At 49.1% G+C, this 14,695-nt stretch carries 17 protein-coding genes; 13 read left to right on the plus strand and 4 right to left on the minus strand.

From position 1 onward, the window contains the following. The first annotated feature begins 6 nt into the window (after window positions 1–6). From flgB to COW20_15465, 6 genes are all read left to right on the plus strand, one after another. The gene (gene flgB / locus COW20_15440) at window positions 7–432 is read left to right on the plus strand and encodes a flagellar basal body rod protein FlgB (protein PIW46313.1); all 426 of its coding nucleotides are present in this window, start codon (window positions 7–9) and stop codon (window positions 430–432) included. Between the two features lie 3 nt (window positions 433–435). Beyond that, window positions 436–900 (plus strand): flagellar basal body rod protein FlgC, encoded by a 465-nt coding sequence (gene flgC, locus COW20_15445; protein PIW46314.1) that lies wholly within the window; start codon window positions 436–438, stop codon window positions 898–900. Further along, the gene (locus COW20_15450; GenBank protein PIW46315.1) at window positions 900–1,193 is read left to right on the plus strand and encodes a flagellar hook-basal body complex protein FliE; all 294 of its coding nucleotides are present in this window, start codon (window positions 900–902) and stop codon (window positions 1,191–1,193) included. The genes flgC and COW20_15450 overlap by 1 nt, the downstream gene beginning before the upstream one ends. 143 nt (window positions 1,194–1,336) lie before the next feature. Further along, window positions 1,337–2,983 carry a flagellar M-ring protein FliF gene (gene fliF, locus COW20_15455; protein PIW46316.1) on the plus strand — a complete coding sequence of 549 codons (1,647 nt, stop codon included), beginning with the start codon at window positions 1,337–1,339 and terminating at the stop codon, window positions 2,981–2,983. A gap of 11 nt (window positions 2,984–2,994) precedes the next feature. After that, on the plus strand, window positions 2,995–4,044 hold the full coding sequence (locus COW20_15460) for a flagellar motor switch protein FliG (protein ID PIW46317.1): 1,050 nt from the start codon (window positions 2,995–2,997) through the stop codon (window positions 4,042–4,044). Next, window positions 4,034–4,786 carry a hypothetical protein gene (locus COW20_15465; GenBank protein ID PIW46318.1) on the plus strand — a complete coding sequence of 251 codons (753 nt, stop codon included), beginning with the start codon at window positions 4,034–4,036 and terminating at the stop codon, window positions 4,784–4,786. Before COW20_15460 ends, COW20_15465 begins: the two co-directional genes overlap by 11 nt. Here the strand turns inward: COW20_15465 and COW20_15470 are convergent. The 4 genes from COW20_15470 to COW20_15485 all read right to left on the minus strand — a co-directional run bounded on the left by COW20_15470 (window position 4,783) and on the right by COW20_15485 (window position 8,320). Beyond that, window positions 4,783–5,400 (minus strand): hypothetical protein, encoded by a 618-nt coding sequence (locus COW20_15470; protein ID PIW46319.1) that lies wholly within the window; start codon window positions 5,398–5,400, stop codon window positions 4,783–4,785. The two genes, COW20_15465 and COW20_15470, sit on opposite strands and share 4 nt — an antisense overlap. 106 nt (window positions 5,401–5,506) lie before the next feature. Then, entirely contained in the window at window positions 5,507–6,643 is a 1,137-nt protein-coding gene (locus tag COW20_15475; protein PIW46320.1) for a transcriptional regulator, read from the minus strand. After that, window positions 6,640–7,305 (minus strand): N-acetyltransferase, encoded by a 666-nt coding sequence (locus tag COW20_15480; GenBank protein ID PIW46321.1) that lies wholly within the window; start codon window positions 7,303–7,305, stop codon window positions 6,640–6,642. The genes COW20_15475 and COW20_15480 overlap by 4 nt, the downstream gene beginning before the upstream one ends. 1 nt (window position 7,306) lies before the next feature. Next, complete coding sequence (locus COW20_15485) at window positions 7,307–8,320, minus strand: oxidoreductase (GenBank protein ID PIW46322.1); 1,014 nt, start codon at window positions 8,318–8,320, stop codon at window positions 7,307–7,309. Between the two features lie 62 nt (window positions 8,321–8,382). On the opposite strand from COW20_15485, the gene COW20_15490 reads away from it, so the two are divergent. The 7 genes from COW20_15490 to COW20_15520 all read left to right on the plus strand — a co-directional run bounded on the left by COW20_15490 (window position 8,383) and on the right by COW20_15520 (window position 14,695). Further along, on the plus strand, window positions 8,383–8,991 hold the full coding sequence (locus COW20_15490; protein ID PIW46323.1) for a hypothetical protein: 609 nt from the start codon (window positions 8,383–8,385) through the stop codon (window positions 8,989–8,991). A 101-nt stretch (window positions 8,992–9,092) separates the two neighbouring features. Beyond that, complete coding sequence (locus COW20_15495) at window positions 9,093–9,719, plus strand: hypothetical protein (GenBank protein PIW46324.1); 627 nt, start codon at window positions 9,093–9,095, stop codon at window positions 9,717–9,719. Beyond that, window positions 9,709–10,104 (plus strand): transcriptional regulator, encoded by a 396-nt coding sequence (locus COW20_15500; protein ID PIW46325.1) that lies wholly within the window; start codon window positions 9,709–9,711, stop codon window positions 10,102–10,104. The genes COW20_15495 and COW20_15500 overlap by 11 nt, the downstream gene beginning before the upstream one ends. Before the next feature lie 20 nt (window positions 10,105–10,124). Next, window positions 10,125–10,868: a di-trans,poly-cis-decaprenylcistransferase gene (gene uppS / locus COW20_15505; GenBank protein PIW46600.1), complete on the plus strand. Its 744-nt coding sequence runs from the start codon at window positions 10,125–10,127 to the stop codon at window positions 10,866–10,868. A 142-nt stretch (window positions 10,869–11,010) separates the two neighbouring features. Beyond that, window positions 11,011–12,444, plus strand: coding sequence for a B12-binding domain-containing radical SAM protein (locus COW20_15510; GenBank protein PIW46326.1), 1,434 nt, complete (start codon window positions 11,011–11,013; stop codon window positions 12,442–12,444). An 8-nt stretch (window positions 12,445–12,452) separates the two neighbouring features. Then, complete coding sequence (locus COW20_15515) at window positions 12,453–13,295, plus strand: 6-O-methylguanine DNA methyltransferase (protein PIW46327.1); 843 nt, start codon at window positions 12,453–12,455, stop codon at window positions 13,293–13,295. Window positions 13,296–13,303: 8 nt separating this feature from the next. Further along, complete coding sequence (locus COW20_15520; GenBank protein PIW46328.1) at window positions 13,304–14,695, plus strand: glycoside hydrolase family 1 protein; 1,392 nt, start codon at window positions 13,304–13,306, stop codon at window positions 14,693–14,695.

Genomic DNA, 14,695 nt, shown 5'->3' on the forward strand with positions numbered 1-14,695 from the left:
CACACGATGTTTAACCAGATTCACCAAGTTTCAGATATTCTGCACCAGGCCCTGAACGGTCTGACCGTTCGTCAGCGCGTGATTTCGAATAATCTTGCCAATGCCGATACCCCTGGTTTTAAAGCTTCTGAAGTCGCTTTTGAATCTCAATTGCAGCGTAAGATCAACGACCTTCAACCCACGGCAAGTGGGGGTTCTCTGGAAGGGCATTTGACCCATGAAAAACATTTGCCCCTGGAAGGGCTTCCTGCCGACCCCCCCCTGGCTGTTTTTCAGCCCCAGACGAGTATGCGCAATGACCGCAACAGCGTGGATTTGGAGCTTGAAATGACCCGCATGGCCCAGGCTTCGATCAGTTATTCGGCGGTTTCGCAAATGCTTTCAGGTCGTTTTTCGGGTTTGAAATACGTGATTCAAGAGGGAGGAAAATAATCCATGAGTTTTCAGAATGATTTGAGGATCAGTGCCTCTGCCCTTTCTGCTCAGCGTTTGCGCATGAACGCGATCTCCAATAATTTAGCCAATGCCAATACCACCCGTACGGCAGAAGGGGGCCCCTACCAGCGTCAGCAGGTGGTTTTTCGCCCTATTTTTGAGCAGAATTTTGCTGCCCATTTGCGCTTAAAAAACAGTCATGGTGAGCATTTAACCCCTCAATTCAGTCAGGGAGAAGGCGTGAAAGCCGTGGCGATTACCCAGGATACCCGTGAGGGCAAAATGGTCTATGAACCCGATCATCCCGATGCCAATGCCCAAGGCTATGTTGAATACCCCAATATTAATGTGGTGGCAGAAATGACCGATATGATTTCTGCTTCCCGTGCCTATGAGGCCAATATTACGGCGACGCAAACGATCAAAAACATGGCCATGAAGGCCCTTGAGATAGGACGGGCCTGATGGAACTTTCTGGTATCAACCCACTTGAAAATCTTTCTGCTGAACTTCCTCAAAGCAGTGCCCCCAAACCCAAGAGTGATTTTGCGGCAGTCTTTAATCAATCGATTGAAGACTTAAATGCCGTTCAGCATCAATCCAAGGAACTTTCCAACCGCTTTGCTGCGGGAGAAAATGTTGAACTTCACGACGTGATGGTCGCCTCTCAAGAAGCAGATATTGCGATGCGTTTGGCCGTTACCATGCGCAACCAGGTGCTTGAAGCCTACCGTGAAATCATCCGCATGCCTGTTTAAAATTAATAATTGTAAAAAACCTGTTATAAATGCATCCATTTGCCAAGCTGTGACTTCTGCGGCTATGCTAGATTGGGCTAGTATTTTGTTATAATGGCTTCGACTCCCCTTTTGCATTGTGAAGCAGGTCTATAAAAAGTTCTATGGCAGCCAGTTATCTTCAGCGACTCCGGGATGATACTTCAAAATTTCTCGGAAACCTTTCTCAAACCCAGAAAATTGGCTTGGGTGCGCTTTCGCTTGTCTCCATTGCTGCGCTGATTGCCTTGTTGATTTGGGCTCAGCAGCCGCAATGGGCGACTCTGTATGCCGAATTGGGCAGCAAAGATGCGGCTTTGATGGTCGAGTATCTCAAAGAAAAACAAATCCTTTACCAATTGCGCAGCCAACCCCAGGGAACTCAGATTCTTGTGCCGCAGCAAAAGGTGCATGATCTGCGTCTTGAAATGGCGGCTCAGGATTTGCCCAAAGAAGGGGGCGTGGTGGGCTTTGAACTCTTTGACAAAGACACCATGGGCATTACCAATAACCTTTTTGATCTCAATTACCAGCGAGCCTTGGCGGGGGAATTGGCCCGCACCATTATGCAGATGGATGCCGTTGAAAGGGCACGGGTGCATCTGGCGATTCCCAAAAAACAATTGTTTACCCAACTTGAAGAGCCTGCTACTGCCTCTGTGACCCTGCGTTTAAAATCGGGTGTGACCTTGAGTACTGAACAGGTCAAGGGAATCAGCAAACTGGTGGCCAACTCCGTACCCGGTTTGCAGCAAAAGCATGTTTCTGTCACCGATACAGAGGGCAATTTGCTCTATGACAGTGAAATGAACGAAGGCGAAAACGGGCAGGAATCAACCCGTGTCAATGGTCAACGCTTGGAGTACCAGCGTACACTTGAAAAACGGATCCGCCAGGATGTTGAAAAGATTCTGGTGCAAGTGGTAGGGCAAGGCAATGTCACGGTTCAGGCCAAGGCAGAACTTGATTTCGACAAAGAAGAAACGGTTAGCAAAGAATATACCCCGACCACGGGCACGAAACCCAATGTGGTACCCGCTGTGCGCAGTGAAAAAGAGAGCACCGAAAATGGTCAGGGTTCTCAAACCTCACCGGGCGGCGTTCCGGGGGTTACCAGCAATATTCCCACTTATCAGGAAGTGAATGGGGGCAGCGACAACTCCTTTAATCGCAAAGAGGTGGTTCGCAATTACGAGGTTCCAGAAGTACAGACCAAACGGATTAAATCGCCCGGTCAAATTCGCCGTTTGACTTTGTCGGTGGCGATCAACAGTCTCTCACCGGCTCTAAATTCCGGTGTCTCTAACTTACGCCCTGATGATCCGATACTTAAAAACTTAAGAGAACTGGCTGTGGGGGCTGCGGGTCTCGATTCCACCCGTGGTGACACGATTGCGATTCATGCCTTGCCTTTTGATGATACGAGTGTCCGCAATGAACAGGAAGCCATGGAGCAAGCTTCGAATCGTGATTTCTGGCGAAACCTGCTGACAACGGGGGCTGTCTCACTGGGTGTATTGGCGCTTTTGTTTGTGATTTACCTCGCCTTTGGACGGCGGCGGGTGCCGACCGAGGGCGAGCTGGTATCAGAAGATTCTCTGTTGGTGCAGCAGAATGAAGGGTTTGCTTTGGATGATTTACCTGAATTACCGGGTCTGTCTGAGGCGGCGGCGCGTAGAACCCGTGCTTTGCGTGGGCTGACGCAAATGGCGCAGGAAGATCCCGCGCGAATGGCCCGTCTCTTGCGGCTCTGGATGACAGAAAACAATTAAGGAAAAGCCGAATGTCTACCTATCGGGAATTGTTAGAGTCTGCTGGAAACAGTGATCCTTCATTGATGGGACGTAAGAAAGTCGCATTGATTCTGATTGCCTTGGGTCCAGAGCTTTCTTCGATGATTCTGCGGCATTTTGATGAAACTGAAGTGGAAGACCTGGCCATGGAGATTTCGACCATGCGTCAAACCGAGCACGAGGTGGTCAACCGTGTGCTTGAAGAGTTTTATGAATTGGCGCGCTCCAGTGAAATGATGGCCATTGGGGGACAAGATTACGCCGAAACGCTCTTGCGAAATGCCTTTGGCGATGCGCGAGCCAATCGGGTTTTGGGTAAAATAGATGTGCTTCAGGAAAAAGACAGTTTGCCCTTTGAGACTTTCCGCAAAGCAGATCCGGCTCAGGTGGCTCATTTAATTCAAAATGAGCATCCCCAGACGATTTCGTTGATTCTGGCTTACCTTAAGCCTGAGCAGGCTGCTGTGGTACTTTCGAATTTAAGTGATGATCTTCAAATTGAAGTCTCGACCCGGATGGCGACCATGGAAAGAGCTGGACTTGAGGTTGTCAAAGATATTGAAGCGATTTTACAGTCTAAATTTTCATCGGTTCTCAAGCATGACAGAGGCACACATGTGGGCGGGGTGAAGAGTCTTGCCGAAGTGCTGAACCGTGTCGATCGCAGTACCGAGCGCAATATCATTGAAAATCTTGAACGCTTTGATCCTGAATTGGCTGAATCTGTAAAAAAACTGATGTTTGTTTTCGATGACTTGATCATTCTCGATGACCGTGGCATTCAGCGTCTTTTGCGTGAATTAGACAGCAAAGATTTGGCTTTGGCGCTGAAAGGTGCCAATGAGGATGTGCAGAGTAAGATTTTCCGCAATATGTCAGAACGTGCTTCCACCATGCTTCAGGATGATATGGAATCGATGGGCCCCGTGCGTTTGAAAGATGTTGAAGAAACCCAGCAAAAAATTGTGAATATTATCCGCAGACTGGAAGAGGCAGGTGAAATTGTCATCAGTCACGGTGGAGAAGATATTGTCATCTGATTCTTTTTTTCATCCGCGGATTCTGAAAAATGTTCAACTGGAGTCCGAACGCTGTATCGTTCCTTCCAGTGAGAATTCAGAGACTTTAATTGCCAATGCGGGTATGGCGGCAGCGCTGAAAGCAGAAGCAATTCTGAAACAGGCAAACGCCCAAGCTGAAAAAACACTTGAAGAAGCCCGCCAGGAAGCCGCCGCGCTTCTTCAACAAGCCCGTCAGGATGCCTCTGCACTTTTGCAGGAAGCAGATACCAAACTACGCCATATCGAAGCCCAAGCCTATCAAGAAGGCCTGGCGCGAGGTGAGGAAACAGGTCAGGCCAAGCTTTTAGAGGCTTTACAAGCCTTTCAATCTGTTCTATTGGCCGCGCAGAATGAGCGCCAACGCTTGTTATTGGGAACTGAGGCTGAAACCGTGCATCTGATTCTGGATATTGTTCGTAAAATTCTTAAAATTGAGCCCATTATTAATGAGCAGGTGATTGTCAGGGTCGTACGTGCAGCCCTGCAAAGACTGGGACAATCGGTCAATACGCATATCCACGTCAATCCTGCAGACTTAGAACTGCTGCATTTCAGTCTTTCACAACTTCAGGATTTGGCCTTGGAAATTGTTTTAGAACCCGATGAAAAAATCGCCCCCGGTGGCTGCCTGATTCGCAGCAAGGCGGGGACGATTGACGCCACCATCGACAGCCAGTTGGAAACGGTGGTGCGTTCCTTTTTGGCTGTTGCTGAAGGCTAAGGCAAGGGCGAGAAGGTGTTGAGGAAATCCATTCCTTTTTTCAGGACTGATTTTTCGGGCGCAGCCTGAACAGGCGTTGTCAATTCAGACAGACCGGAATGCACTTCACGTTGACGATAGGATGCAATGGCGCCTGCGGCGATCAGACCGACCCCAACGGCTGCAGCGATACCCACTGCTTTGGGAGAGGCGGCCAAAGAGCCATTTCCAACAAAGGGAATGCTATTGGCGAGATTGTTTAAAACACGGGGAATTTGGCTGAGAACAGCACCGCCCACGATCACGCCACCTGTAATGCTGACTGGATTGCTGAATGCGAAATCGCTGACTTTGCTTTTTTCATCATCGACATTTTCCAATCTTAACTCGGCTTCGAGCGTTTTACCCTGAATTTCAGCTTGAATTTTAGGCAAAGTACCAGGACGGCTTTTATTGATGCCACTTAAATCCAAACCATCGCCTTCAAGTACGTAGTTTTTTCCATTGGCAGAAAAATAGACTTGATCAAGACCGTCCTTCTGGCCTTTTTTTTGAGCTTCGGCTAAAGAAACGCCTTCTTTTAATTGTGAAAGATTCCCCCAGGTTTGGACGCCATTGATGCTGATGCCGCTCATGTTGATTCTCCTCTTGACTACGCTTGGTTGATAACTATTTATCAGCGAAAGGCAAGAAAATATTCTTATCTTTAAACTAAATATGCTTTAAAGATAAGTTTACTTCCTAGCGGGCTGTCCAGCAAAGCAGTGCTTCTGCCACGTATTCCTGCTCTTCTAAACGCAATTCAGGAAAAATCGGCAGGGCCAGTGTGGTCTGGGCAGCCCATTCTGAGTTGGGCAAATCCCCTGCTTGATAGCCCAAGCTTTTAAAACAGGCTTGCAAATGCAAGGGCACGGGATAGTAAATGGCAGTTCCAATTTGGCGTGAACTCAGATACTTTTGTAGGCTTTCGCGATCTTCTGGCGTTTTGACCCGAATCACGTATTGATTATAAACATGCTTATAATCAGTAGAGAGGGGGGCTGGCAGGTGAATCTGTTCTGCCACACCGCTTTCGTTCAAGAGACGCGTATAATGCTCTGCCTTTTCCTGTCGATGGTGAGCATAGCTCTCACAATGGGGCAATTTGACATTCAGAAGGGCAGCCTGCAAGGCATCTAAACGGAAATTTCCGCCTACGAAATGATGGTAGTATTTGGGCTTCGAACCATGGACTCTTAAAATTCGGGCTCTTTCAGCCAGTTCATCCGATTGGGTCGTGAGCAGGCCCCCATCCCCAAAGCCCCCCAGATTTTTTGAAGGGAAAAATGAAAAACAGCCAAAGTCTCCAACGCTGCCCGCAGGCTGATTTTTCCAGGCCGCACCAATCGCTTGAGCCGCATCTTCGATCAAGGCGATACCCCGGCTGTCGCAGAGTTTTCGCAGCGGTTCAAGTGCTACGGTCTGGCCAAAGAGATGAACGGGGATCACGGCTTTGGTCTGGGGCGTGATCTGGGCTTCGATCTGTTCTAAATCAATATTGTAAGCGGTGAGATCGCAATCGATAAAAACAGGACGGGCCCCCAGCCGCCAGATGGCACCCGCGGTGGCAAAGAAGGTATAACTTGGGCAAATCACCTCATCGCCAGGCCCAATCTCCAAAGCCATCAAGGCTAAAATCAGGGCGTCCGAGCCTGAGGAGACGCCAATGGCGTGTTTGACCCCCAGATAGTCTGCACAGGCACTCTCAAACTGACTGACCTCGGGCCCTAAAATATAACCATTGGCGTGAAGCACCCGTAAAAAGGCGGCTTGAAGTTCTGTTTCCAGAGCCTGGTGCGTTCTTGATAAATCGAGCAGAGGAACCGATGTAATACTCATGCTTTATCCTTGTTTTTAAAATAATCGTAGGAGAATTGTCCTTTTGTCAGGTTTTCAGGCAAAGGCTCTGCTTCATCCAGATCCAGACAACGCATGTGTCCGGGGCTGATTTCCTGGTAGCGAAAACCGCTCTCAGGGCAGACACGAATCCCTTCTGGATTGGCCTCAGGCAAACGCTGACCATGACGACTCATCCAACCCACTTGCTTGGCGGGAACCCCCAGCATCAAGGCGTAATCCGGCACATTTTCGGTGACGACTGCGCCTGCGCCCACAAAGGCATAACATCCAATTTCAATGCCACAGACCAAAGTCGCATTGGCGCCGATACTGCACCCCCTGCGTAAACGCGTGGTTTCATAGAGGGTCTGGCGGTTGACTTGTGAGCGGGGATTGCTCACATTGGTCAAGACACAGGAGGGCCCTAAAAAAACATCCTCTTCGATCACGGTGCCTGTATAAACCGAGACATTGTTTTGAATCTTGACCCGATTGCCAATTTCTACACCTGAGGCGATAAATACATTTTGGCCCAGATTACAATTTCTTCCCAATTTTGCGTCTTTTGAAATATGGCAAAAATGCCAGATTTTGGTGCCTGCGCCAATTTCGCAGGGCTGATCAATATAGCTGGATTCATGGGCGAAATACTCAGGTTTCATTTTATCCTTCCATGGGCAAGAGAATCGTTTGCCCGTGTGTAATCAACGAGCGTTGGGCCGCTTGTAAAACTTTGAGTACCCTGAGCCCACTGTGGGCATCTGTCAGCGGGGGCTGGCGATCTACAAGGGCCTGAAGAAAGGCCAGACATTCCAGCCGCAGGGGTTCATCGTCTGAATATTCGATCGCTTTGCCTTCGCCTTTGATTGGAACCGGTCCTTCTTCTTTTAGATCTACACGCTGGTCATACAGTATCAGGGATTTATTCACATCATCAAATACTGCCATGCGTTGAGAACCTACGACCACAAGTTTTTGCTCCTTAAAGGGATTGAGCCAGGAAATAAAAATATGCGCCGAAAGACCATTGTCAAAAGCCATTTGTGTGACGGTGATATCGGCAATATTGCTTTGGATATAACTTCCTCCCGTGGCAATGATCTGAAAAGGAAGCTCTCCCACCAACCTCAAAATGACAGCAATATCATGCGGAGCAAAGGACCAGAGAATATTTTCTTCTCTGCGCACCTTTCCCAAATTAAGCCGGTTGGAGTAAATATATTGAATTTTTCCCAATTGACCTTCTGCAATCAGGGCTCTTAATTTCAATATGGCAGGATGGTATTCGAGAATATGCCCGACCATTAGAATTTTATTCTGATTTTCTGCCAGTTTAGAAACTTTGAAAGCATCTTCATAGCGTAGAGCCAGGGGCTTTTCGCAGAAAACATCTTTGCCAGCGCTTAAGGCCTGCTCAATCAGTTGGGCGTGGGTGACGGCTGGAGTTGCTATCACCACCCCAGCAATCTCTGGATCTGAAAAGACAGTCTCTGGGTGCTCATAGATGGGGACTTCAGGCGCAAGGTTTGCTGCTGTGGCCATACCCGTTTCAGTCGGGTCAACAACAGCCCCCAGGGCACCGAGTTGGTAAAAATTTCGAACCAGGTTCTTGCCCCAATAGCCACAGCCCAGAACAGCAATTTTTGGGTTTTTCAAACTTTGTTTCTCACGATCCAGTTTTTAGGTATGATAGCTATTTTCCCTGAGGGACAAAAGTATAAACCTTGTATAATAGATCCATGTTAAACCCAATGCCCAACTCCCCGATACAAACATTACAATGGATGGTCGAACAGCGCCTGCTGCTGTTTATGCCTGATTTTCTTGCTTTGGAAGACCGTCAGCTATTTTTAGCTGAAGCCCGTAATTCGCCTGTGCTTCCTGCCCCTGTTGATGAATATGCCCAGACCCAGGAGCGTCCTGTTCAGCGTCAAACACAATTGCTGGAGATCTCTGCGTCGCTTGAGCAGGAGAGCAAGCAAAGATTTGCCCAAGTCGCGCCCTTTGTCAATCAACATTTCGGTTTGGAACTGCAGCGTCAGGAGCGTCCTCAATTTTTGCGCTATGCTGTTGGAGATTTTTTCAAACCCCATACCGACAGCTATGATCATCCCATTTATCGTGAGCGCCGCATCAGTTTTATTCTCTGCTTGAATGATCATGCCGATTATCAGGGCGGGCGACTTGCTTTCTTTCTGCGTCATCCCAGCCAACCTGAACGATTTCTGGGGGTGCCGGTTCCCCCCGCTGCCGGTTTGCTGATCGCTTTTCGCTCTGATTTGCTGCACGAAGTGAGCCCCGTAACGGCTGGAGAACGTTTGACGGTTGTTACCTGGCTGGCTGAATAGCTCTTTTTTTAATTGTAATCTTGGCCACAGATCCTTAAAAAAATCCACTTTATACTTTAAAGTACTTGATGAAAATATTAATATAGGTTTTAATCAAGAGTATGAGTTCCTCTTCTCTGCCTGAACACACTACCTCGGCCTATTCAGAAGAACCAATTCTTCTGCAGGATCGCGCCATGGAGAATCTGCGCTTTATTCGCGCCACCATGGAGCGGGCGACCAGCTATACCATGGTTTCGGGAACAGGTCAGATTTTAGTGGGCTTAACGGCGCTGGTGGCCGCTTGGGCTGCAGCTGCGCAAGCCAGTGTTGAAACCTGGATTTTTGTCTGGTTGGCAGAAGCGGTTGTTTCGCTGGTGATTTCAAGCTTTATGATGATGAAAAAAGCGAAATCGGCAAAATTACCGCTTTTGACTGAAACCGGAAGAAAATTTCTCTTGAGTTTCACTCCTCCCATGATGGCGGGCGCGATGTTGACGGCTGTTTTGTATCAGCACCAGCTCATGCCTTTGATTCCGGGGATCTGGCTTTTGCTGTATGGCACAGGCGTAATTGCCAGTGGCACCTATTCTGCCCGGATTGTACCCGTGATGGGATTTTGTTTTATGTTACTCGGCGTTTTGGCGATGACAGGCCCCCAAGTTTGGGGGAATGCGCTGATGGCAGCTGGTTTTGGCGGCTTGCATATTGCCTTTGGCGTTTTGATTGCACGAAAGTATGGGGGTTAGTCCCGTGTTGAATAAAAAAAAGAAAGCAGAACGGCAAATTTATACTTTGCCTGAAGCTCAAAAAGGACCCAATCGCGCACTAGAATTGGATCGTCTGATTCATGAACGCATTCGCTTGGGAATTGTGAGTGCTTTGGCTGTGAATGAATCACTGGGTTTCAATGAACTCAAACTGATTCTTGAAACCAGCGATGGCAATTTGAGTGTGCATGCCCGGAAATTGGAAGAAGCGGGTTATCTTACCTGCGAGAAATTTTTTGAGGGCCGCATGCCCAAAACAGAATACCGCTTGACTGAAACAGGCCGCAAAGCCTTGGAACGTTATTTGAACCATATGGAGGCCCTGATTCAGACCATGCGCAATCAGGGTGAAACTGAGGAGTAATTTTTTTGGGGATGAACTTTATGCAGCAAAGCTCTTTTAATTCTTTTTCACCACTGCATGCGGCGATCATTTTGGATGGCAATGGACGTTGGGCCCAAAACAAAGGCTGGCCCCGTGTAGCCGGTCACCAGTCTGGGGCCAAAACTGTACGCACGATTGTGGAAGCGGCTCCTGATGCAGGAATTGGCACGCTGACACTCTATGCTTTTTCTTCAGATAATTGGCGCAGACCCGGATATGAGGTCAAAGCCCTGATGAAACTTTTTTCTGAATATTTAAAAACCGAGACTCCCCGTTGTTTGGCCAATGATGTCAGACTCTCGATTATCGGGCGTCGGGATCGCTTCTCAGATGGCTTGCGGGCCGCAATTGTCCGTGCTGAACAGGCGACTTTGGCAGGAAAAAAACTTCATCTGCGGGTCGCCTTGGACTATTCCGCCCGCGATATGATTCTTGAGGCTGCCCGTCAATTGCATGCTTTTGATGGGGATTTTGACCGAGAAACCTTTTCGCGCTTGGTCACACAAAGTGATCCGGTAGGTGAACGCATTCCCGATGTGGATATTTTGATCCGCACGGGTGGCGAACAACGTCTCAGCGATTTTTTGCTCTGGGAATGTGCCTATGCAGAGTTTTTCTTTGTCGAGAAAATGTGGCCTGATTTTTCACCCGCTGATTTGCAGCAGGTGGTCGGCGAGTTTTGCAGTCGGGATCGCCGCTTTGGGGGCTTGAATCAACTCAGTCAACAGGTGGTGGCTGGCTAGTCGTTCGCCTCGGTTTTTTCATTAAAACAATATTCAATCTGCGCCAGGTGCTTTTCTTACGCTTAGCCGATTGGTTTCGCGAGTAGGTACAGGCGGCTCAGTTCAGGGGGTTCAATTAAATCTCAATTAGGAAGGACCCTCTATGCGCGTCAAAATGATTCTGCCCGCCTTAACAGAGGCCAAAAGTCCCTATTGGCGGCCGATCAAATACTCGCTTTTTCCCCCCTTGGGGCTGGCGACGCTGGCCGGTTATCTTGACCCCGATGACCCAGTGGTTTTGCAGGATGAGCATGTTGAAACACTGGATTTAGAGGATGCTCCCGATCTCGTTTTGATTCAGGTCTATATCACCAACGCTTTTCGGGCCTATGCCTTGGCTGATTATTACCGTTCACGGGGAGCCCATGTTGCTTTGGGCGGTTTGCATGTCACTTCTTTGCCCGAAGAAGCAGCAGTCCATGCCGATACTTTGTTTTTGGGGCCGGCTGAAGAGGCTTTTCCCCGCTTTCTTGCAGATTTTCGCAGGGGCCAGACTGAAAAAGTGTATGTTTCCCGTTCCCGCAGCCTGGTGGATTTGCCTTTGCTTCGTCGGGATTTGATTCGCCGTTCCCGCTACTTTGTTCCCAATTCTCTGGTGGTGACACGGGGCTGCCCTCATCGCTGTGATTTTTGTTATAAAGAAGCCTTCTTTGAGGGCGGGCGCTCGTTTTACACCCAGCCTGTGGAGCAGGCCTTAACAGAGATCGAACGCTTACCTGGCAAACACCTCTATTTTCTCGATGACCATCTTTTGGGAAACCGCCGCTTCGCACGCGAGCTTTTTGCCGGTTTAAAGGGCATGAAGCGTGTTTTTCAGGGGGCAGCAACGGTTGATTCAATTTTGCGGGATGATCTGATTGAGCGGGCCGCTGAGGCGGGCTTGCGCAGCCTTTTCGTGGGCTTTGAAACCCTCTCTGAAGACAATCTGCGCAGCAGTTCCAAGTTTCAGAACCTGGGGCAGGATTATGCCCGTGCGATTCAACGCCTTCACGATTTGGGGATTATGATCAACGGCAGTTTTGTCTTTGGCTTGGATCACGACGGCCCGGATGTCTTTCAACGCACGGTGGATTGGGGCATTCGCATGGGGCTGACCACAGCCACCTACCATATTTTAACGCCCTATCCTGGCACCTCACTTTTTCAGCGTTTGGAAGCAGAAGGTCGGATTTTGCATCGGGATTGGCCACGTTACGATACCCGTCAGGTGGTGTATCAGACCCAGGGCCTGAGTGCTGAGGCACTTCAACAAGGTTATGATTGGGCATACCGCGAATTTTATGCTTGGTCCAGGATTTGGCAATCCGCAGCCCAGCATTCAGACTTCAAGCACCGCTTGAAGCATTTGGCCTATACCTCAGGCTGGAAAAAATTTGAACCCGTTTGGAATTTTCTGATCAAGCATGAACTATTGGGACATACCCGCAGTTGGTTGGAGACGGTTTTGGCAGAGGTTAAACCCACCTTTTCAGGTTCGCAAGAATCGGGTGGAAGCACTGGGCCTGTTCAGCGTATAAATGAAGTTACCCGATTCTAAAGGAGCCGATGATGTTGACACTTGCCCCCGAACATTACCCCCTGCTTGAAAAATCTGTGGCCTGGCTGCAGGATCATTACCATGAACAGCCTGAACTGGCTGAAATTGCTGAGGCTGCAGGTTTCAGCCCAATGCACTTTCAACGGATTTTTAAAGCAGGTGTAGGGGTCAGTCCCAAACGCTTTCTGCAGGCTACCACCTTGAAACACGCCCGAAAATTATTGAAGGAAAACAGTGTTTTAGATACCAGTCTGGCCTTGGGGCTTTCCAGCCCCGGACGTTTACATGACCTCTGCGTTGAAGGTGAAGCGGTTGCGCCGGGAGAAATGCGTTCACGCGGTAAAGGGCTCGAAATTTTCTGGGGAGTGCATTCCACACCCTTTGGGCCGGCTTTGTTTGCTCTTTCACAAAGAGGCCTGTGTGAACTGGATTTTCTGCCCGATCAGCGTTGCCCGGAGCTGACACCTGAAGAGGCCTTGCGGCAGAAATGGCCAGGGGCGCGTCTGATTGAAAGCCCTGAACGCACTGCTTTTTTGCCTGAGCAGATTTTTTCTACCCGACCGGGCCCGCTTACGCTTTATTTGCAAGGCACAAACTTTCAGCTTCAGGTTTGGCAAGCGCTTTTGCGTATTCCCGAAGGACAGATGACCACCTATGGGGCGATTGCCCGCTGGCTGGGCAAAGAGCAAGCTTCGCGTGCGGTCGGCAGTGCGGTGGGGCAAAACCCCCTCAGTTACTTGATTCCCTGCCACAGGGTTCTGCGGGGAGATGGGGGCATTGGCGGCTATGCGGGAGGCTTAACACGCAAGCGTATCCTCTTGGCCAGTGAAACCTGTGCCTGTTTGGATTAAATTCTTAGATTGGTCTGTTTGAAAAGCTGGGGTACAATAAGCCTATCTCGGCAGGAGCAGGATCTGTGAATTATTTCAAAATTCTTTTTTATAGTGTATGGCTGGCAGGCAGTGTGGCTTTTTTTCTGCCTGCCCAAGCTGAAACCTTTCTCAAATTTCCTGAAGGATTTCTTTGGGGCACCGCCACAGCGGCTTATCAGGTTGAAGGTGGGATTGAAAATGATTGGAGCGCAGCCGGTCTTGATGCTGGCAAAGCGGCTGAACACTATGAACACTACGAAGAAGATTTTGATGATCTTGAGCAAATGGGAACCCAGATTTACCGCTTGTCTTTGGAATGGGCCCGTCTCGAACCTGAGCCTGGAAAATACGATTTAAAAGCGCTGACCCATTACCGTGAAATGCTTCAGTCGCTGAACCGGCGGGGCATTCAGCCGATGGTTACCGTCTTTCACTTTACGCTGCCGCCTTGGTTTGTCGCCAAAGGTGGCTGGACAAAGGAAGAAAATATCGCAGATTTTGTGCGTTTTACGCATTGGATCAGTGCCGAATTGAAAGATGAAGTCAATTGGTGGTTTACCCTCAATGAGCCTTTGGTGTATGCCTTTAAAGGCTACGATGCGGGTCAATGGCCCCCTTTTGTTAAGAATCGCAATCTGGCCCTGCGCGTGATCAAACATTTGATTCTGGCCCATGGCCAGGCGTATCGGGCGATCCATGCCGAAGACCCGATTGCCTGGGTTTCTTTTGCCAAGAATATTTCCCTGTTGGAGCCGAATTGGCCAGCCAACCCTTTGGACCAAGCCATGACGGGTTTTCAAAGTTATTTATTTAATGAAACTTTTTGGGAGGCGATTTCCAAAGGGGAATTGAGTTTTAGCGTGCCGGGCATTGAGCCGATTGTGATTCCCCCCAATGCGGATTTAAAGGGCAGCTTGGATTTTATTGCCTTTAACTACTATACCCGTTATCTGATTGCCGCCGATGGCAGTCAGAAAACACGTCAAGGCGTGCCTGTGACAGAATTGAACTGGGAAATTTATCCCGAAGGCATGCTCAAGGTGCTGCGCATGGCCAATCAGCATGCTCAAAAAATGAAGATTCCGATTTTTATCAGTGAAAATGGTTTGGCAGATGGTGATGACAGCCAGCGGCCTGCCTATTTAGTGCGCCATATGGCCCAGATATGGCAAGGGATTCAGGAAGGAATTCCAGTGCGAGGCTATCTGCACTGGACCCTCATGGACAATTACGAATGGGCTGATGGCTATGCTGCCAAATTTGGTCTGATGGATATTGAACGCAATTGGCGGCCTTCGGCCTGGCTTTTTCAGGATATGATCCAGCAAAATGGGTTTCCCGCGCAATGGCTTGAGAAGTACAAGTTGCCTGAACGTTGA

The organism is bacterium (Candidatus Blackallbacteria) CG13_big_fil_rev_8_21_14_2_50_49_14 (assembly GCA_002783405.1).
Lineage (GTDB): Bacteria > Cyanobacteriota > Sericytochromatia > UBA7694 > UBA7694.

Excerpts from the sequence above, each read along its gene's own strand:
- flgB (PIW46313.1), top strand. The coding sequence starts at position 7 with ATGTTTAACCAGATTCACCAAGTTTCAGATATTCTGCACCAGGCCCTG.
- flgC (PIW46314.1), top strand. The coding sequence starts at position 436 with ATGAGTTTTCAGAATGATTTGAGGATCAGTGCCTCTGCCCTTTCTGCT.
- COW20_15450 (PIW46315.1), top strand. The coding sequence starts at position 900 with ATGGAACTTTCTGGTATCAACCCACTTGAAAATCTTTCTGCTGAACTT.
- fliF (PIW46316.1), top strand. The coding sequence starts at position 1,337 with ATGGCAGCCAGTTATCTTCAGCGACTCCGGGATGATACTTCAAAATTT.
- COW20_15460 (PIW46317.1), top strand. The coding sequence starts at position 2,995 with ATGTCTACCTATCGGGAATTGTTAGAGTCTGCTGGAAACAGTGATCCT.
- COW20_15470 (PIW46319.1), bottom strand. The coding sequence starts at position 5,400 with ATGAGCGGCATCAGCATCAATGGCGTCCAAACCTGGGGGAATCTTTCA.
- COW20_15475 (PIW46320.1), bottom strand. The coding sequence starts at position 6,643 with ATGAGTATTACATCGGTTCCTCTGCTCGATTTATCAAGAACGCACCAG.
- COW20_15480 (PIW46321.1), bottom strand. The coding sequence starts at position 7,305 with ATGAAACCTGAGTATTTCGCCCATGAATCCAGCTATATTGATCAGCCC.
- COW20_15490 (PIW46323.1), top strand. The coding sequence starts at position 8,383 with ATGTTAAACCCAATGCCCAACTCCCCGATACAAACATTACAATGGATG.
- COW20_15495 (PIW46324.1), top strand. The coding sequence starts at position 9,093 with ATGAGTTCCTCTTCTCTGCCTGAACACACTACCTCGGCCTATTCAGAA.
- COW20_15500 (PIW46325.1), top strand. The coding sequence starts at position 9,709 with ATGGGGGTTAGTCCCGTGTTGAATAAAAAAAAGAAAGCAGAACGGCAA.
- uppS (PIW46600.1), top strand. The coding sequence starts at position 10,125 with ATGCAGCAAAGCTCTTTTAATTCTTTTTCACCACTGCATGCGGCGATC.
- COW20_15510 (PIW46326.1), top strand. The coding sequence starts at position 11,011 with ATGCGCGTCAAAATGATTCTGCCCGCCTTAACAGAGGCCAAAAGTCCC.
- COW20_15515 (PIW46327.1), top strand. The coding sequence starts at position 12,453 with ATGATGTTGACACTTGCCCCCGAACATTACCCCCTGCTTGAAAAATCT.